This is a genomic window from Pseudomonas tumuqii, from assembly GCF_013184545.1.
Lineage (GTDB): Bacteria > Pseudomonadota > Gammaproteobacteria > Pseudomonadales > Pseudomonadaceae > Aquipseudomonas > Aquipseudomonas tumuqii.
Genome location: NZ_JAAOJA010000001.1, coordinates 562,670 through 581,372, shown reverse-complemented (window position 1 = coordinate 581,372; position 18,703 = coordinate 562,670). Strand labels below are relative to the sequence as shown.

At 61.5% G+C, this 18,703-nt stretch carries 17 protein-coding genes; 5 read left to right on the top strand and 12 right to left on the bottom strand.

What is annotated here, in order from left to right:
- Positions 1-9: 9 nt before the first annotated feature.
- The 5 genes from G9C89_RS02565 to rplM form a co-directional block, all read right to left on the bottom strand.
- Positions 10-792 (bottom strand): cytochrome c1, encoded by a 783-nt coding sequence (locus G9C89_RS02565; RefSeq protein WP_172144128.1) that lies wholly within the window; start codon positions 790-792, stop codon positions 10-12.
- Complete coding sequence (locus tag G9C89_RS02560; RefSeq protein ID WP_172144126.1) at positions 792-2,003, bottom strand: cytochrome b; 1,212 nt, start codon at positions 2,001-2,003, stop codon at positions 792-794. The genes G9C89_RS02565 and G9C89_RS02560 overlap by 1 nt, the downstream gene beginning before the upstream one ends.
- Entirely contained in the window at positions 2,003-2,596 is a 594-nt protein-coding gene (gene petA / locus G9C89_RS02555; RefSeq protein WP_172144124.1) for a ubiquinol-cytochrome c reductase iron-sulfur subunit, read from the bottom strand. The genes G9C89_RS02560 and petA overlap by 1 nt, the downstream gene beginning before the upstream one ends.
- A gap of 253 nt (positions 2,597-2,849) precedes the next feature.
- Entirely contained in the window at positions 2,850-3,242 is a 393-nt protein-coding gene (gene rpsI / locus G9C89_RS02550; protein ID WP_172144122.1) for a 30S ribosomal protein S9, read from the bottom strand.
- A 14-nt stretch (positions 3,243-3,256) separates the two neighbouring features.
- Complete coding sequence (gene rplM / locus G9C89_RS02545; protein WP_172144120.1) at positions 3,257-3,685, bottom strand: 50S ribosomal protein L13; 429 nt, start codon at positions 3,683-3,685, stop codon at positions 3,257-3,259.
- A 248-nt stretch (positions 3,686-3,933) separates the two neighbouring features.
- On the opposite strand from rplM, the gene G9C89_RS02540 reads away from it, so the two are divergent.
- The gene (locus G9C89_RS02540; RefSeq protein WP_172144118.1) at positions 3,934-4,971 is read left to right on the top strand and encodes an NADP(H)-dependent aldo-keto reductase; all 1,038 of its coding nucleotides are present in this window, start codon (positions 3,934-3,936) and stop codon (positions 4,969-4,971) included.
- Positions 4,972-5,128: 157 nt separating this feature from the next.
- Here the strand turns inward: G9C89_RS02540 and G9C89_RS02535 are convergent, their stop codons facing one another.
- Complete coding sequence (locus G9C89_RS02535; protein WP_172144116.1) at positions 5,129-6,265, bottom strand: acyl-CoA dehydrogenase family protein; 1,137 nt, start codon at positions 6,263-6,265, stop codon at positions 5,129-5,131.
- A gap of 238 nt (positions 6,266-6,503) precedes the next feature.
- Here G9C89_RS02535 and G9C89_RS02530 point away from each other — a divergent pair, with 238 nt between their 5' ends.
- A complete protein-coding gene (locus G9C89_RS02530; RefSeq protein ID WP_172144841.1) occupies positions 6,504-7,409 on the top strand; it encodes a GlxA family transcriptional regulator in 906 nt (301 codons plus the stop codon).
- A 21-nt stretch (positions 7,410-7,430) separates the two neighbouring features.
- On the opposite strand, the gene zapE is transcribed toward G9C89_RS02530, so the two are convergent.
- From zapE to G9C89_RS02515, 3 genes are all read right to left on the bottom strand, one after another.
- Positions 7,431-8,525 carry a cell division protein ZapE gene (gene zapE, locus G9C89_RS02525; RefSeq protein ID WP_172144114.1) on the bottom strand — a complete coding sequence of 365 codons (1,095 nt, stop codon included), beginning with the start codon at positions 8,523-8,525 and terminating at the stop codon, positions 7,431-7,433.
- Between the two features lie 187 nt (positions 8,526-8,712).
- The gene (locus G9C89_RS02520; protein ID WP_172144112.1) at positions 8,713-10,059 is read right to left on the bottom strand and encodes a tryptophan--tRNA ligase; all 1,347 of its coding nucleotides are present in this window, start codon (positions 10,057-10,059) and stop codon (positions 8,713-8,715) included.
- 22 nt (positions 10,060-10,081) lie between these two features.
- On the bottom strand, positions 10,082-10,717 hold the full coding sequence (locus tag G9C89_RS02515; RefSeq protein WP_172144110.1) for an alpha/beta hydrolase: 636 nt from the start codon (positions 10,715-10,717) through the stop codon (positions 10,082-10,084).
- Positions 10,718-10,853: 136 nt separating this feature from the next.
- On the opposite strand from G9C89_RS02515, the gene G9C89_RS02510 reads away from it, so the two are divergent.
- Entirely contained in the window at positions 10,854-11,294 is a 441-nt protein-coding gene (locus tag G9C89_RS02510) for a YhcB family protein (RefSeq protein ID WP_172144108.1), read from the top strand.
- Between the two features lie 227 nt (positions 11,295-11,521).
- Here G9C89_RS02510 and cysN read toward each other — a convergent pair whose 3' ends face one another.
- The 3 genes from cysN to G9C89_RS02495 form a co-directional block, all read right to left on the bottom strand.
- Entirely contained in the window at positions 11,522-13,423 is a 1,902-nt protein-coding gene (gene cysN, locus G9C89_RS02505; protein WP_172144106.1) for a sulfate adenylyltransferase subunit CysN, read from the bottom strand.
- 1 nt (position 13,424) lies between these two features.
- Positions 13,425-14,342, bottom strand: a complete 918-nt coding sequence (cysD, locus tag G9C89_RS02500; RefSeq protein WP_172144104.1) for a sulfate adenylyltransferase subunit CysD — start codon at positions 14,340-14,342, stop codon at positions 13,425-13,427.
- A 143-nt stretch (positions 14,343-14,485) separates the two neighbouring features.
- Positions 14,486-15,244, bottom strand: coding sequence for a Nif3-like dinuclear metal center hexameric protein (locus tag G9C89_RS02495; protein ID WP_172144102.1), 759 nt, complete (start codon positions 15,242-15,244; stop codon positions 14,486-14,488).
- Positions 15,245-15,354: 110 nt separating this feature from the next.
- On the opposite strand from G9C89_RS02495, the gene algW reads away from it, so the two are divergent.
- Positions 15,355-16,497, top strand: coding sequence for a Do family serine endopeptidase AlgW (gene algW / locus G9C89_RS02490; RefSeq protein ID WP_172144092.1), 1,143 nt, complete (start codon positions 15,355-15,357; stop codon positions 16,495-16,497).
- A gap of 82 nt (positions 16,498-16,579) precedes the next feature.
- Positions 16,580-18,685, top strand: a complete 2,106-nt coding sequence (locus tag G9C89_RS02485; RefSeq protein ID WP_315852747.1) for a TonB-dependent siderophore receptor — start codon at positions 16,580-16,582, stop codon at positions 18,683-18,685.
- The last annotated feature ends 18 nt before the right edge of the window (positions 18,686-18,703 follow it).

The following is an 18,703-nucleotide window of genomic DNA, read 5'->3' as shown; positions in this document are numbered from 1 at the left end:
GACAAACGATTAATGCACGTCCTTCCAGTACTCACGCTTGAGCAGGTAGGCGAAGACGAAGAAGAAGGCCAGATACAGCAGCACGTAGGCGCCGACACGCTGACTTTCCAGCTTCACCGGATTGGCCGAATAAGCCAGGAAGGTCACCAGATTCTTGATCTTGGTGTCGAACTCCTCTTCGCTCAGGGCACCGCTTTTCGGCTCGATGGCCAACTGATCGCAGGCCTCATGCGTAATTGGCGTACCGGTCAGCGGGTCGAACTGCTTCTTGCCCTCCTCGAGCACCTGAACCTGCTTGCAACCGATGTACTGACGCCCTTGCAGGGCGACCAGCACGTTCGGCATACCGACGTTCGGGAACACCTTGTTGTTGGCGCCCAGCGGACGGCTCGGATCATCGTAGAACGTACGCAGGTAGGTATACAGCCAGTCGGTGCCACGCACACGAGCGACCAGCGTCAGGTCCGGAGGCGCTGCCCCGAACCAGACCTTGGCGTCCTCGGGCTTCATGCCGATCTTCATGTGCTCGCCGATCTTGGCATCGTTGAACACCAGGTTATCCAGCATTATTTCATGCGGAATCCCCAGGTCGTTGGCCACCCGCTCATAGCGCTGGAACTGGGCGCTATGGCAACCCATGCAATAGTTGGCGAACGTGCGCGCGCCATCCTGCATACCGGCCTTGTCGGTCAGATCAATCTCGACCTTGTCCAACGGATACTCAAGAGCAGCTGCGGCAAACGTCAGGCCCGGCAGAAGCGCGATAATCAGTGCTGCAAAATACTTTTTCATCAGCCAGTCACCCTTTCCGGAACCGGTTTGGTTTTTTCCATCCTGGTGTAGAACGGCATCAGGATGAAATACGCGAAGTACAGGAAGGTACATACCTGCGCCAACAGCGTGCGACCCGGTGTCGGCGCCAGCACACCCAGCACACCCAGGATGACGAAGGACACGCAGAATACCAGCAGCCATATCTTGCTCAGCCAGCCCTTGTAGCGCATCGACTTGACCGGACTGCGGTCCAGCCAGGGCAGCACGAACAGGATAGCGATGGCCGCCCCCATGGCGATGACGCCCATGAGCTTGTCCGGAATCGCCCGCAAGATCGCGTAGAACGGGGTGAAGTACCACACCGGCGCGATATGCGCAGGAGTCTTGAACGGGTTGGCGACTTCGAAGTTGGGTTTCTCGAGGAAGTAACCGCCCATTTCCGGGAAGAAGAACACCACGAAGCAGAAGATGAACAGGAACACCACTACTCCGACAATGTCTTTCACGGTGTAGTACGGATGGAAAGGAATACCATCCAGCGGAATGCCGTTCGCATCCTTCTTCTTCTTGATCTCGACGCCGTCAGGGTTGTTCGAGCCGACTTCATGCAGCGCCAGGATGTGCAGGACAACCAGACCGAGAATCACGATCGGCAGTGCAACCACATGCAGGGCGAAGAAGCGGTTCAGGGTGATCCCGGAAATCAGGTAGTCGCCACGAATCCACTGCGTCAGATCGGCACCGATCACCGGAATGGCACCGAACAGCGAGATGATCACCTGGGCGCCCCAGTAGGACATCTGTCCCCATGGCAGCAAATAGCCCATGAAGGCTTCAGCCATCAGCATCAGGTAGATCAGCATGCCGAAGATCCACACCAGCTCGCGCGGCTTCTGGTAGGAGCCGTAGAGCAGCCCGCGGAACATGTGCAGGTAGACCACCACGAAAAACGCCGAAGCACCGGTGGAGTGCAGGTAGCGCAGGATCCAGCCATACTCGACGTCGCGCATGATGTACTCGACCGAGGCGAACGCCTCTTCGGCCGACGGGTTGTAGCTCATGGTCAGCCAGACCCCGGTAACGATCTGGTTGACCAGAACCAGCAACGCCAGGGAGCCGAAAAAGTAGAAGAAGTTGAAGTTCTTCGGTGCGTAATACTTGCTCAGATGGTCTTCCCACATCTTGGTCGCCGGGAAGCGCGCATCCACCCATTCCATGAACTTGCTCATCATGCTTGCTCCTGATCCACACCGATGATGATCACATCATCCGACTCGTACGTGTGCGGTGGCACCGGCAGGTTCAAGGGCGCAGGCTGCGCTTTGTAGACCCGGCCAGCGAGGTCATAGCGGGAACCGTGGCAAGGGCAGAAATACCCCCCGACCCACTCGCCACCGAGATCGGCAGGCGCCACTTCCGGACGGAAGGACGGTGCGCAACCCAGGTGCGTGCACAACCCGACCAGCAGCAACAGCTCCGGCTTGATCGAACGGGTTTTCGGATCGACATAGCTCGGCTGTTCAGATGCCTGAGATTCGATATCGGCCAGTTTCGGCTCGAGCTTTATCAGGTTGCTGAGAATTTCCTCGGTACGGCGCACGATAAACACCGGTTGCCCCCGCCACTCGGCAACCATTTGCTGGCCAGGCTCGATCTTGCCAACGTTCACCTTCACAGGTGCACCGGCAGCTTTCGCCTTAGCGCTCGGGAACCATGACCCCACGAACGGGACCGCGGCACCCACCGCTCCAGCAGCACCCACCACAGAGGTGGCCGCCACCAAGAAGCGACGCCGGCCTGCATTCACGCCGTCATTGCTCATTCAGTCGTCTCCCATCAGCTTTGTGGCCTGTTGTCAGGCCTCTACTAGGTAAAAATCGAGTCGCGCAAAAAATCCGCCAAATGGTAAAGAAAAGCCCCTTTTATGACAAGGTAATTACCTTACAGGAAACAGCTCAACCCCTTGCAGGGCGCGGCGCGCACGGCTGCGGCATGATGTCGCAGAGTAACCAGTCAGCCAAAAAAAACGCCCAGTTCCAAAAGGAAACCGGGCGCTTTTGAACGCAAGAAGCGAATTAACGCTTGGAATACTGCGGACGCTTACGCGCTTTACGCAGACCAACCTTCTTACGCTCAACTTCACGAGCATCACGAGTCACGAAGCCAGCCTTGCGCAGAGCAGGACGCAGCGATTCGTCGTAGTCCATCAGTGCACGAGTGATGCCGTGGCGGATTGCGCCAGCCTGGCCACTCACGCCGCCACCGATAACGGTGACGTAGATATCGAACTTCTCGGTCATCTCAACCAGTTCCAGCGGCTGACGAACTACCATGCGGGCAGTTTCGCGACCGAAGAAGCCGTCGAGAGTACGGTTGTTGATGGAGATCTTGCCAGTACCGGCACGCATGAAAACGCGAGCGGTTGCAGTCTTGCGACGGCCAGTGCCGTAATTTTGAGTCGCCGACATAATGAACTATTCCGTTAAATCTTCAGTTCTTGGGGCTGCTGAGCAGTGTGAGGGTGAGCAGCGCCCGCGTACACTTTCAGCTTACGGTACATGTCGCGACCCAGCGGGTTCTTCGGCAGCATGCCTTTGACCGCGGTCTCGATCACACGTTCTGGCGCCTTGGCGATCAGTTTTTCAAAGCTGATCGACTTGATGCCGCCCGGAAAACCGGAGTGAGAGTAGTACATCTTGTCGGTGGTCTTGGCACCAGTCACACGGACCTGCTCAGCGTTGATCACGACGATGTAATCGCCGGTATCTACGTGCGGAGTGTATTCAGGTTTGTGCTTGCCACGCAGACGGCTGGCGATTTCGGTAGCCAGACGACCCAGTGTCTGACCCGCAGCGTCGACGACGAACCAGTCGCGCTTTACTGTTTCCGGTTTAGCAGTAAAAGTTTTCATTCTTTATAGCCTCAGGGGCCGCCCTGATAAATAAGACGGCGGATCTTACTGAATAGTGCTTACTTTGACAAGTCAAAGGCAGCCGAAAACAGGCGCTATCGGGGGCTCGGGTCAGCGCGTCCGTAATACGGCAAGATTCTTCGGCAGGCGGCGCATCACTTCCACTGCAGAAAGAGGTGCGCAATTATGCCGATTGCGAAAATAAATTCAACCTGCTTGTATGGTTGATTTGCGAAAAGGAGCAGCAAATGGAATATCGCCAGTTAGGCCGCACGGATCTGCGCGTCAGCGCCCTCTGCCTCGGCAGCATGACCTGGGGCGAACAGAACAGCGCCAACCAGGCCTTTGCCCAGATCGAGCGCAGCAAAGCTTATGGCGTCAATTTCATCGACACCGCCGAAATGTACCCGGTGCCGCCGCGCGCCGAGACCTACAGCAAAACCGAGCAGATCATCGGCGAGTACTTCACACGCAAAGGTGATCGCGCCGACTGGGTACTGGCGAGCAAGATCGCCGGCCCCGGCAACGGTATCGACTACATCCGCGGCGGCAGCCTGAAATTCAACCGGGAACATCTGATCACGGCACTGGACGCCAGCCTGAAACGCCTGCAGACCGACTGGATCGATCTCTATCAGCTGCACTGGCCGGAGCGCCCGACCAACTTTTTCGGCCAACTCGGCTATCGCCATCAGGAGAGCGAGTTCACCGCATTGGAGGAGACCCTGGCAGTGCTCGACGAGCAGGTCAAGGCCGGCAAGATCCGCCACATCGGCCTGTCCAACGAAACGCCCTGGGGCACCATGAAATTCCTCCAACTGGCCGAGAGTCGCGGCTGGCCGCGCGTGGCGTCGATCCAGAACCCCTACAACCTGCTCAACCGCAGCTTCGAGGTCGGCCTGGCGGAAGTCGCCATGCGTGAACAGTGCGGCCTGCTGGCATACTCGCCACTAGCCTTCGGCATGCTTTCCGGAAAGTACGAAGGCGGCGCCCGCCCGGCCAACGCACGGATCAGCCTGTTCAGCCGCTTTACCCGCTACACCAACCCGCAATCCGAGGCGGCCTGCTCGCGCTATGTCGCCCTGGCCCGCGAACACGGCCTGGATCCGGCGCAGATGGCCCTGGCCTTCGTCACCGCCCAACCCTTCGTCACCAGCAATATCATCGGCGCCACCTCGCTGGAACAGCTGGAGGCTGACCTGACGAGCAGCGAATTGTTGCTCGGCGATGAAGTCCTGGCCGGCATCGAGGCGATTCACCAGGCGCAACCCAACCCGGCGCCCTGAACGAAAAGGCCCGGCAACACCAGATGCCGGGGCTTCGTAGGAGCGAGCCATGCCCGCGATGCTCTTTTGCAGGCATGGCCTATCGCGGCCATGGGCTAGGCGCCCCCGCCGTTCCTACGTCTTGCGCGACTGACGCATAAACACAGGATCTACAGGCTCACAGCGAACGCGCGATGATTTCCTTCATGATCTCGTTGGTCCCGGCGTAGATGCGCTGCACCCGGGCATCGGCCCAGGCGCGGGCCACCGGGTATTCCCACATGTAGCCGTAGCCGCCATGCAACTGCACGCACTCGTCGAGCACCTTGCACTGCAGGTCGGTGCCCCAATACTTGAGCATCGCGGCGGTCGGCACATCCAGCTTGCCCTGCAGGTGCAATTCGAGGCAGCGATCGAGAAAGACCCGACCGATCTGAATTTCCGTGGCCATTTCCGCCAGTTTGAAGCGGGTGTTCTGGAAATCCGCAATGGCCTTGCCGAACGCCTTGCGCTCGCGGGTGTAGTCCAGGGTCCACTGCAACGCCGCCTCGGCCGAGGCCAGCGCGCCGATACCGACGGTCAGGCGCTCCTGGGGCAGTTCCTGCATCAGGTAGGCGAAGCCCATACCGGCCTGACCCAGCAGGTTCTCCCTGGGCACGCGCACATCCTGGAAGAACAGTTCCGAGGTGTCCTGGGCCTTCATACCGACCTTTTCCAGGCGCTTGCCCTTGGCAAAGCCCGGCGTATTGGCTTCGACCAGAAACAGACTGGTGCCCTTGGCCCCGGCTTGCGGATCGGTCTTGGCCACCACGATGACCAGATCGGCCAGGTAGCCATTGGTGATGAAGGTTTTGGAGCCGTTGATCACATAGTCGTCGCCATCCAGCACCGCCGTGGTTTTCACCCCCTGCAGGTCGGAGCCCGCGCCTGGCTCGGTCATGGCGATGGCCGTGACCATCTCGCCGGACACCAGTCTGGGCAGGTACTTGTGCTTCAGCGCCTCGGAGCCGTAATGCAGGATATAAGGCGCGACTATGTCCGAATGCAGGGAGAAACCGATCCCGGTCAGCCCCAGACGACCGACCTCCTCGATCACCACCGTACTGTAGAGAAAGTCGGCAGCCATGCCGCCGTACTCTTCCGGGATATGCGAGCAGAGCATGCCCGCCTCGCCCGCCTTGTTCCACAGCTGGCGATCGATATGCCCATCCTTTTCCCACTGCGCATGAAAGGGCACGGCCTCCTGCTCGAGAAACTTGCGCACGCTGTCGCGGAAGAGCTCATGGTCGGAGCTGAACAGGGTTCTGGGGATCATGACGGCACCTTGCGGCGAAGCGGATTAGAGAGACCTCGACTTTAACCAAGCAAACGCTTGGTCGCACTGGACACAAGCGCCAATAAATAAGACGATCCAGCCAGTCAATGACCACTTAGCCTTGATAAGAACACTCACTATGCTCACCCAACAGTCATCGCCCTTGCGCCGCGTCAGTATTCTCGCCACCGAAGGCGTATTTGCCTCGACCCTGATGCAGGCCAAGGACTTCTTCCACATGGCCAGCCTGCGCTACGGCAAACAGCAGGGGCTCGGCCTGACCGAAACCTTCGAGATTCGCCTGGTCAGCCCGGACGGCCAGCCGGTGCGCAGCTTCAGCAACGTCATGATCCCGGTCGACGGCGGCCTCGACGCCACCGACGTGATTATCCTGCCGGCCTTCTGGGACGACTTCGACGCCCTCCGCCAGCGCCATCCCCAGGTGCTCAGCTGGCTGAAACACAGCCACGCCAACGGCAGCGCGATCTGCGGCGAAGCCACCGGGGTGTTCTGGATGGCCCAGGCCGGCCTGCTCGACGGCAAGGAGGCGACCACCTACTGGCGCTTTTTCAACGAATTTACCGAGCGCTTCCCCAAGGTGCTGCTCAATCAGGAGAAACACCTGTCGGATGCCGACAACCTGTACTGCGCCGGCGGCACCACTTCGGCCTGCGACCTGTATATTTACCTGATCGAGCGTTATTGCGGTGCCAGCGTGGCCCAGGGCGTGGCCCGCGACATCCTCTATGAAGTGCAGCGCAGCTATACCCCGGGGCGCATCGGCTTTGGCGGACAGAAGCTGCACCACGATCTGACCATCCTGCAGATCCAGCAGTGGCTGGAAGAGCACTTCGCCGACAAATTCCGCTTCGAGGACGTGGCCCGCGAACACGGCATGAGCATCCGCAACTTCATGCGCCGCTTCCAGGCCGCCACCGGCGACAAACCCCTGCACTACCTGCAACGGCTGCGCATCGAAACGGCGAAAAGCCTGCTCAGTGCCACGCGCAAGAGCATCAAGACCATCAGTTACGAAGTCGGTTACGACGACGCCAGCTTCTTCGCCCGCCTGTTCCGCCAGCACACGGAGCTGTCACCCAACCTGTATCGCCGACGCTTCCAGCACAAGGACGCTCGGGTGTAAGCACGCCGCGCAAACCGTCGTTTACGGCTTATGCGGCCGCGACAGAAATTCATGGGACTGCATCTCGAGCAGCCGGCTCAGGGTGCGCTGAAACTCGAAATTCAGGCGGCCGCCGCTGTAGAGGTCTTTCAGCTCGACTTCGGCCGAGATGATCAACTTGACGTTGCGATCGTAGAACTCGTCCACCAGATTGATGAAGCGCCTGGCCATGTCTTCCTTGGCCACGCCCATCTGCTCGACGTTGGCCAGCAGCACGGCATGGAAGATCTTGCCCAGCTCGATGTAGTCGTTCTGGCTGCGCGGACCGTCGCACAATTCGCGGAAATCGAACCAGGCCACATCGTCGCCGACCTTGCGCGCAGTCAGGCTGCGGTTCTCGACCATCAGCGCTTCGTTTTCCTGCACCACGCAGTGCTCGGGCAACAGGCTCCTGAAGCTCTTCTCCAGGCTCGCTTCGGCCGCCGCATCCAGCGGCCAGTGAAACAGCTCGGCCTGCTCCAGCGCGCGCAGACGGTAATCGATACCGCTGTCGACATTGACGACTTCGGTGTGTTCTTTCAGCAGGGCAATGGCCGGCAGGAAGCGCGCACGCTGCAGGCCGTCCTTGTACAGGCCGTCCGGCACTATGTTGGAAGTCGCCACCAGGCTTACACCGTTCTTGAACAGTTCCTCGAGCAGCGTGGCGAGGATCATCGCGTCGGTGATGTCGGAGACGAAGAACTCGTCGAAGCAGATCACCCGCGCCTCGTCGGCGAAGCGCTTGCCGATGATCACCAGGGGGTTCTTCTCGCCCTTGAGGGTTTTCATCTCCTCGTGTACGCGCTTCATGAAACGGTGGAAGTGCGTGCGCACCTTGCGCTCGAACGGCAGCGAGTCGAAGAACGTATCGACCAGATAAGTCTTGCCGCGACCGACGCCACCCCAGAAGTACAGGCCCTTGACCGGCCCCTGAGGCTTTCTGGCGAACAGCTTGCCGAACACCCCAGGGCTGCCCTTGTCAGCGGCAATCAGATCGTCATACAGGCGCTGCAGATGACGCACCGCCGTTTCCTGGGCCGCATCATGGAAAAAATCGGGCCGTTCGAGATCGGCCTGGTAGCGCGCAAGGGGAGTCATATTCGTTAGCCGGGCAAGTAAAACGGGGGCGTAACTTTAACGACGCCCCCGCGGCTTGGCAATCGGCCAGCAACGCTGACGGATGGAAATCCGACTAGTGCGCGGCAACCAAATTCGGAGATGGGTTGAGCCGGCGATCCCCATCAGCAGACGGCATGGGTATCACCACGCTCAACTCGCCCGTTGGTTATTCCGTCGGCGCCAGCGCCTCGCGCAAACGCTGGATAGCCGCCTCACGCGCGGTGGCATCGGCAAAGTTCGGGCTCTGCGCCACGCACTCGCCGTCCAGCCATACACCGAAGCCATCGCCCTCTTCGCGCAGATCCAGCGGCTCGCCCGCCTGCAGGCGCTTGTTCACCTGCCCGGCCGACTTGCCGTCGGCAAACGACCTGGACAGCAGCAGCTGCTCGCCGGCCGCATCCAGCAGGCGGAAGCGGAAACTGCCGTCCTCGTCGCGGAAACTGACGAAGCGCGCGCTCTTGCTCGCCTTCTTCTTGCCGCTCTCGGCACCAATGGGCTGGCTGCGGAACGAACGCAAGCCGACCGCCTCGCGCAGCTCGCCGAGGAACGGCGTGGCGATCTTGCGCGCCTTGGCCGCCCCGGCCAGGAGGATGTCCTCGAGATCAGCCGGCCGTTCGATCAAGGCGTGATAACGCTCACGCGCCTCGCCCAACTCGGCCTCGAGCAGCTGGAACAATTGCTGCTTGGCTTCGCCCCAGGCCAGCCCTCCTTCCAGCGCGGCGCGGAAATCCGCCTGCTGCGTCGGTGCGGCGAAGGCCTGATACAGGGTGAACAGATGGGAACTGTCCGGATCCTTCGCCTCGCCGGGCAGCCGGGAATCGGTGACGATGCGGGCGATGGCATCCTTGAGCTGCCTGGCACTGCCGAACAGCGGAATGGTGTTGTCGTAACTTTTGCTCATCTTGCGCCCGTCGAGACCCGGCAGGGTCGCCACATCCTCCTCGATCACCGCCTCCGGCAGGGTGAACAGCTCCTTGCCCTGGCCGAACAGGTGGTTGAAGCGCTGGGCGATATCGCGGGCCATTTCCACGTGCTGGATCTGGTCACGGCCGACCGGCACCTTGTGCGCGTTGAACATCAGGATGTCCGCGGCCATCAGGATCGGGTAGCTGAACAGGCCCATGGTGATGCCGGCATCGGGGTCTTCGCCCTGCTCGACATTCTTGTCCACCGAGGCCTTGTAGGCATGGGCGCGGTTGAGCAGGCCCTTGCCGACGACACAGGTGAGCAACCAGCACAGCTCGGGGATTTCCGGGATATCCGACTGGCGATAGAAGGTCGCCTTGTTCACGTCCAGACCGCAGGCCAGCCAGGTGGCGGCGATTTCCAGGCGCGAGCGCTGGATGCGTGCCGGCTCGTCGCATTTGATCAGCGCGTGGTAGTCGGCGAGAAAATAGAACGAATCCGCGTCGGCAGCGCGGCTGGCGACTATCGCCGGGCGAATGGCGCCGGCGTAGTTGCCGAGGTGCGGGGTGCCGGTGGTGGTGATGCCGGTAAGGATACGAGTGGTCATGGCTATCGCTTATAAGCTGCAATCAGTTCGAGAGGCGCGGCAGCAGCAGATCCTTGAGATCGGTCAGCTTGCCGTGAAAAAAGTGGCCGCATTCTGCCACTTTCAGCAGCTCATGGGCACGCCCCAAACCGGCGGACCAGGCATAAACCGCCTGCGGATCGATCACCTCATCGGCCTCGGGCTGGATCAGCGTCAGCGGACAGCGCTGCGCCGGCGGATTCTCGGCAGTCAGGCGGGAGACCGCTGGCGCCACCATGAATAAATGCGCCGGCTCCACGCCCTGGCTTTCCAGGCGCCCGCCGAGGCTGGCGGCGACAAAGCCGCCAAAGGAGAAACCCAGCAGGGTCAGGGGCAGTTGCGGGTATTGCCTGCGCAGCCAATGGGCCACGGCCTCCGCGTCATCCACCTCGCCACTGTGCATGTCATGGCTGCCGGCACTGGCGCCGACCCCCCGATAATTGAAACGCAGGGTAGCCAGACCGGCATCGCGGGCGCTGCGCTGCAGGGTCGAGACGACCTTGTTGAGCATGGTTCCGCCCTGCGCCGGATTGGGATGGCAGATCAGCGCAACGCCGCTCGCTTCGGCTACATTGAGAGACAGGGCTTCCAACTGGCCGCAGGGGCCATCGATAAAAACTGGGGTTTCGCGGGTGAGCAACGGTGAACTCCGTGACCTCTTAGAGGGTCGACTCGTCTAGCTGACAGCCTGCGCCGCACACATCGCGGCTATTGCGGTATACAGCGCAGGTTCCAGCCGTTAACGTAAAGCAAAGCCGTTTAGAGAGGAAGGACTCGTGGAACAGACGCTCACAGCCTGGTTGCTACCGGCCATCACCCTGGTAGCCGGCATCGCCATCGGCTTTCTGATTGCTCGCCTTGCGCCCAATGCAGCCCCCGGCCGCACACAACGCCAGCTGGACGAGATCCAGGAACGCTTCGACGCCTACCAAAGCGAAGTGGTAACCCATTTCAACACCACCGCCAATCTGGTGAAGAAGCTCACCCAGAGCCATCAGGACGTGCAGCAACACCTGTCCGAAGGGGCCAACCGTCTGGCACTCGACGAACTGACCCGCCAGCGCCTGCTGGCCAGCCTGCACGCAGAAGACGGCGGCGAACGACGCGAGCGCCTGAAGCCTCCGGCGTCCCAGGAAATGCCCAAGGACTATGCGCCGAAAAGCGCCGATGTACCGGGCATGCTCGACGAAAGCTATGGCCTGAAGAACAAACGCTGAGCGCACTCGGGCCGGCTGACACTCAAACCGGCCCACAAAGGGCTATGTACCAAGCTGTTGCGAATACTGCAGGCGCGCGGGGCTTCCTGTAGGAGCGCGATCCGAGCCCAACAGCATCGCCAGCAAGCTAGCTCCTACATGGCATTGCTCCATGCAACGCATAACGGGTACATAGTCAACAAAAAGCCCCGCTCAAGAGCGGGGCTTTTTGTTGTGCACAGGATCCGCTAGATCGCACCGCGCTCGCGCAACAATGCCAGCACCTGCTTGACGCCCTCTTCCAGCGACAGGCTCTGGGTGTCGATGACCAGGTCAGCATCCAGTGGCACGTCATAGGCAAAGGACAGACCCGGAATATTGTCGCCAGCCGCCGCGTACAAGCCCTGTGGATCACGCTCGGCACAAACCTGCGGAGAAGCCTGCACGTAGACGGTGATCAAGCGCTCGGCACCGAGCAGCGCCTTGGCCTGCTCGCGGCCTTCGGCGTCCGGCGCAACGAAGGCCGCCAGGGTCAGCAGGCCGGCCTCGTTGAACTGACGTGCCACATGGGCAGCACGCCGCCAGTTCTCGGTACGCCCGGCGCGATCCTGCGGCAAGCCCTTGTTCAAGTCGTGGCGCAGGTTCTGCCCGTCCAGCACATAGACCGCGCGGCCCATGTCGAACAGCTTGCGCTCCACGGCGTAGGCCAGGGTGCTCTTGCCGGCGCCGGACAGGCCGCTGAACAGCACGGTGGCCGGCTGCTGGCCGAAGCGCGCAGCACGCTCTTCGGTCGACACGTGAGCGAGCTTGCCGTGGTGGCCATCGGCATGCTGCGCACCGACCGGGTCGGCGATGATCATGCCGGCGCCCACGGTGCCGTTGGTCAAGCGATCGATAATGATGAAAGAGCCGGTGGTGCGGTTATGCGCATAACCGTCCAGCGCGATCGGTGCATCCAGAGCCACGCGGACCTGACCGATCTCGTTCAGGTGCAAGCTGCTCGCCGGGCCATGCTCCAGGGTGTTCACATCGACCCGGTGGGTGATGCTGGCAATCGAGGCCGGCACATAACTGGTGGCGCGCTTGATGTCGTATTTCTTGCCCGGCAGCATCGGCTCTTCGGCCATCCACACCAGCATGGCGTCGAAGCTGTCGACCACCTGCGGACGGTTGTCGGCGTGCACCAGCATATCGCCGCGGGACACGTCGATCTCGTCTTCCAGGGTCAGGGTAATCGCCTGGCCGGGACCGGCATGCTCCAGTTCGCCGTCATAGGTGACGATGGACTTGACCTTGCTGCTCTTGCCGGACGGCAACACCACCACCTCGTCACCCTTGCGCACGATGCCGCTGGCCAGGGTGCCGGCGAAGCCGCGGAAGTTGAGGTTGGGACGGTTGACGTATTGCACCGGGAAACGCAGGTCGGTGAAGTTGCGATCACCGGCGACTTCCACGGTCTCGAGGATTTCCATCAGCGACTGGCCGTCGTACCAGGGCGAACGCTCGCTGTGGTTGACCACGTTGTCGCCCTTGAGCGCCGACATCGGCACGAAGTGCAGCGAGCTTGGCTTGAGCGCGATACCTTCGGCGAACTTCAGGTAATCGGCCTTGATCTGCTCGAATACGCCCTGATCGAAGTCCTTCAGGTCCATCTTGTTGATGGCCACGACTATGTGCTTGATGCCCAGCAGGCTGGCGATGAAGCTGTGGCGCTTGGTTTGGGTCTGCACGCCATAACGGGCGTCGATCAGGATGATCGCCAGGTCGCAGGTGGAGGCGCCGGTGGCCATGTTGCGGGTGTACTGCTCATGGCCGGGGGTGTCGGCGATGATGAACTTGCGCTTGGCGGTAGAGAAATAACGGTAGGCCACATCGATGGTGATGCCCTGCTCGCGCTCGGCCTGCAGGCCGTCGACCAGCAGCGCCAGATCGACGTCCTCGCCGGTGGTGCCGGACTTCTTCGAGTCGCGGGTGATGGCTTCCAGATGGTCTTCGTAGATCATCTTCGAGTCGTGCAGCAGGCGCCCGATCAGGGTGCTCTTGCCGTCGTCGACGTTGCCGCAGGTGAGGAAGCGCAGCAGTTCCTTGCGTTCGTGCTGGGCCAGGTAGGCGAGGATGTCCTCGCTGATCAGATCGGATTGGTGCGACATATCAAAAATACCCCTGGCGTTTTTTCTCTTCCATCGAGCCTGCCCCATCGTGGTCGATGACTCGACCCTGGCGCTCGGAAGTACGGGTCAGGAGCATTTCCTGGATGATTTCCGGCAAGGAGGCGGCGGTGGATTCCACGGCGCCGGTCAGCGGGTAGCAGCCGAGGGTACGGAAACGCACCATCTTCTTCTGGATCCCGGCTTTTTCTTCGTCCGACAGGTGCTCGAGGATGCGCTCGTCGTCGATCATCACCAGGGTGCCGTTGCGCTCGATCACTTCGCGCTCGGCGGCAAAGTACAGCGGTACGATCGGAATGCTTTCCAGGTAGATGTACTGCCAGATGTCCAGCTCGGTCCAGTTGGACAGCGGGAACACGCGAATCGACTCGCCTTTCTTGACCTTGCCGTTATAGACGTTCCACAGCTCGGGACGCTGGTTCTTCGGATCCCAGCGGTGCTTGTTGTCGCGGAACGAGTAGACCCGTTCCTTGGCCCGGGACTTCTCCTCGTCGCGGCGCGCGCCGCCGAAGGCCGCATCGAAGCCGTACTGATCCAGAGCCTGCTTCAAGCCCTCGGTCTTCATGATGTCGGTGTGCTTGGCACTGCCGTGGGTGAACGGGTTGATGTTCTGCGCCACGCCGTCCGGATTGACGTGAGTGATCAGGTCCAGGCCCATTTCGGCGACCATCTTGTCGCGAAACGAATACATCTCCTGAAATTTCCAGCGCGTGTCGACGTGCATCACCGGGAACGGCAGCTTGCCGGGAAAGAACGCCTTGCGTGCCAGGTGCAGCATCACGGCGGAGTCTTTACCGATGGAATAGAGCATTACCGGGTTGTCGAATTCGGCGGCCACTTCACGAATGATGTGGATACTTTCCGCCTCCAGCTGTTTCAGGTGGGTCAGTTTATCGAGCATGGTTACTCACGATTTGCAGTGTAATTGGGCCGGCGGGCCGTGGACGATGGCGCACTCTAGCACAGCGCCCGCTTCTAATCAGGAGGCCAACTAGATCGAAACGATCTAGCTTTATACCCGCTGAATCGGCCCGCCATGCGGCATCAGATAGGATTGGGACAGTCGATAAACAGGTGCTCGATGGCGAACCGGCGCGCCAGGTAATCGCCCAGCGCCTGCACGCCATAACGCTCGGTGGCATGGTGGCCCGCGGCGATAAAGCTGATGCCGTTCTCCCGCGCACTGTGAAAGGTCTGCTCGGACGCCTCGCCGGTCAGATAGAGGTCAACGCCGGCGGCGATGGCCTGGTCGATATAGCCCTGACCGCCCCCGGTGCACCAGCCGATCCGGCGAACCACTTCGGCGCCTTCAACCAGCAAGGGCTCACGACCGAGCACTTCCTGCACCCGCCGGGCGAAATCACGCGGGCTCATGGGCTCGCGCAAGGAACCCAGCAAACCGACGGTGCGCGGATCTTCCGGGTCGAGTGGCCCTTCGACGGTAATATCCAGCTGGGCAGCCAGCTGCACGTTATTACCGACCTCCGGGTGCAGATCGAGCGGCAGATGATAGGCCAGCAAGCTGATATCGTTGCTCAGCAGGGTTTTCAAGCGGCGCTGCTTCATGCCGGTGATGCACGGATTTTCGCCTTTCCAGAAATAGCCGTGGTGCACCAGCAGCACATCGGCCTCAGCCTCGACCGCGGCATCGACCAGGGCCTGGCTGGCGGTTACTCCGCTGACGATACGCCGCACCTGGGGCCGCCCTTCGATTTGCAAACCATTCGGGCAGTAGTCACTGATCCGGCTGGCATTCAAGTAGCGCTGCGCTTCTTCCACCAGGGTGGTCAAGGCAATAGCCATATGGATTCCTTACCTGCTGTTGCTGGCCGCTGCCTTATTGGCGATCGGCCCTCTATAATGGCGCACCTTAAGGGGCGCATCAGCCCCCCGCAACCCTCAGGACTTCATCGATGTTCAAGGCCCTGCGTTTTCTTGGCTGGCCCCTGCTGGCCGGTGTGCTATCGGCACTGCTGATCATTCAGTACTTCCCCCAATGGGTTGGCCTGCCCATCCAGGATGTGCAACTGCGCCAGGCGCCTAGCTATGACCGCTCGCAGGAAGGTCCGGTGTCCTATGCCGATGCGGTGGCCACCGCCTCGCCGGCGGTAGCCAATCTCTACACCACCAAATTCGTCAACAAACCGGCTCTCCCAATGCTTGAGGACGAGCAGTTCCGCAAGTTCTTTGGCGACAACCTGCCCAAGCAGCGGCGCATGGAATCCAGCCTCGGCTCGGCGGTGATCATGAGCACGGAAGGCTACCTGCTGACCAACAACCATGTGGTCGCTGGAGCCGACCAGATAGTGGTGGCCCTGCGCGATGGCCGCGAAACCCTAGCCCGGATAATCGGCAGCGATCCGGAAACCGACCTCGCGGTGCTGAAAATCGATTTGCATGACCTGCCGGCGATCACCCTCGGTCGCTCGGACAACATCAAGATCGGCGACGTCACCCTGGCCATCGGCAATCCCTTCGGCGTCGGCCAGACCGTAACCATGGGCATCATCAGCGCCACCGGGCGCAACCAGCTGGGTCTCAACACCTACGAAGACTTCATCCAGACCGACGCGGCGATCAACCCCGGCAACTCCGGCGGCGCGCTGGTCGATGCCCACGGCAACCTGATGGGCATCAACACCGCGATCTTCTCCAAGTCCGGCGGCTCGCAGGGCATCGGCTTCGCCATCCCGGTGAAACTGGCGCTGGAGGTGATGCAGGCGATCATCGAGCATGGCCAGGTGATTCGTGGCTGGCTGGGCATCGAAGTGCAACCCCTGACCCCGGAGCTGGCGGAATCCTTCGGCCTGGAGGGACGCCCCGGCATCGTCGTCGCCGGCATCTACCGCGACGGCCCGGCGCAGAAGGCCGGCCTGCAACCCGGCGACCTGATCCTCAATATCGACGGCGAAGCGGCCGGTGATGGCCGCCGCTCGATGAACCAGGTGGCCCGCGCCAAGCCCGGCGAGAAGATCAGCATCGAGATCATGCGTAACGGCAAACTGCAGGAACTGAGCGCCGAAATAGGCGTGCGCCCGCCCGCGAACGGAGGCTGATCGCCACCACTCACAGGTAGACAGCAACTCTCTTGATAATTAATGTTATGTTATTACATAAATTATCAAGAGAGATCCTCGCTTGCGCCCGTCCTTCGCCCTACTCGTCAGCCTGCCGCTCAATCTACTCTGCCCCACCGCACATGCCACCAGCCCCGTCGCCCCCGCACAGCTGAGCGACAGCATCATCAGCGCCAGCCCGGAACTGGCCGATGGCCCGGTACAGGGTTACCGCGCCACCCGCTCGGCCAGCGCAACCCGGACCGACACCGCGCTCAGTGAAATCCCCCAGGCCATCAGCGTGATTCCCAGCGCCGTACTGGACGACCTCGGCAGCCACAGCGTCGAGCGCGCCCTGGACTTTGCCGGCGGCGTGTCCAGGCAAAACAATTTCGGCGGCCTGACCCTCTACGAATACAGCGTGCGCGGCTTCACCACGTCCGAGTTCTACAAGGACGGCTTCAGCGCCAACCGCGGTTACCCGAGCACGCCGGACGCGGCCAATATCGAACGCATCGAAGTGCTCAAGGGTCCCGCCGCCAGCCTCTATGGCCGCGGCGACCCCGGCGGCACGGTGAATATCGTGACCAAGAAGCCGCAGGCCGACACTTTCGCCCGCCTGCAAACCAGCGCCGGCAGTTGGGATCGCTACCGCAGCGCACTGGACGTCAATACGCCGCTGGATGAACAGGGCGACCTGCTGGCGCGCCTCAACCTGGCCGTGGAGGATAACCACAGCTTCCGCGACCATGTCGGTAGCCAGCGCGTGTTCGCCGCGCCCAGCCTGAGCTGGCAGCTCAGCCCGGATACCTTGCTACGACTGGAAGCCGAACTGGTGCGCCACCGCTCGGTACTCGACCGCGGCATAGTCGCGCCCGAGAACAAGCTGGGTAGCGTGTCACGCTCCACCTTTCTCGGCGAACCGAACGACGGCCATATCAGCAACGACAACAACCTGCTGCAGGCCAGCCTGGAGCATGCCTTGAACGACGACTGGCGGCTGCGCCTGGCCAGCCATTTCAAGGAAGGCAGCCTCGCTGGCTACGCCAGCGAGGCGCTGTCGCTGGCCAACGACGGGCGCACCCTGACGCGACGTTTCCGTGAACGCGACACCAACTGGCACGACAGCATCAGCCAGGCCGAACTGCACGGCGACCTGAGCATCGCCGGCATGCAGCATCGCCTGCTACTGGGCGCCGAATACGAGAACTACCGCAAGAACGAGCGGGTCACCGAGGTTCGTCCGCGCAGCACTATCGACATCTACGACCCGCTCTATGGCCGCCCACGCCCCGATGGCGCCCGCTCCGGCAGCGACGCCCACGAACAGGTGCAGAGCCAGGCGCTCAACCTGCAGGATCAGATTGCCTTCAGCGAGCGCCTGCGCGGCCTGATCGGCGTACGCATCGAGCGCTTCGAGCAGACCATCGACAACCAGGTCAACGGCGCGCGCAGCCAGCAGAATCACGATGCGATCACCCAGCGCGCCGGCCTGCTCTATCAACTGACGCCGGCCGTCGGCCTGTTCGCCAATGCCTCCACCTCATTCAAGCCGAATAACGGCCTGGATCGCAGCGACCGGGCGTTCGACCCGGAACAAGGTATCGGCTATGAGGCGGGCCTCAAGCTCGACCTGCTGGACGATCGCCTCAGCGCCACCCTGGCCGCCTTTCACCTGACCAAGGAAAACGTACTGACCGCCGACCCGGTCGACGCCAGTTTTCAGGCCGCGGCCGGGGAAGCGCGCAGCCAGGGCTTCGACCTGCAGGTCAGCGGCCAACTGAGCAACGCCCTGCGGCTGATTGGCGCCTTTGCCTTTATCGATGCAGAGGTCACCGACGGCGACCAAGCACTGCCGGCCGGCAGTCGCTTGCTCGGCGTTGCGCGGCAAAGCGGCAGCCTGCTGGGCGTCTACGAGTTCCAGGACGGCTGGCTGCGCGGCTCGGATATAGGCGCGGCCTTCAACTATGTCGGCGACCGCTCGGGCCAGGCAGGCAGTGATTTCAGCTTGCCGGCCTATCACACCGTCGACCTGCTCGCCCATTACGCCTTCAGCCCGCGGATAAAAGTCGGCGCCAACCTCAACAACCTGCTCGACGAAAAGTACTACGAACGCTCCTACAGCAATCTCTGGGTCATGCCCGGCGAGCCGCGCAACCTGGGCGTCAACCTGACCGTCGACCTTTGATTCCCTACAGCCCCGAGG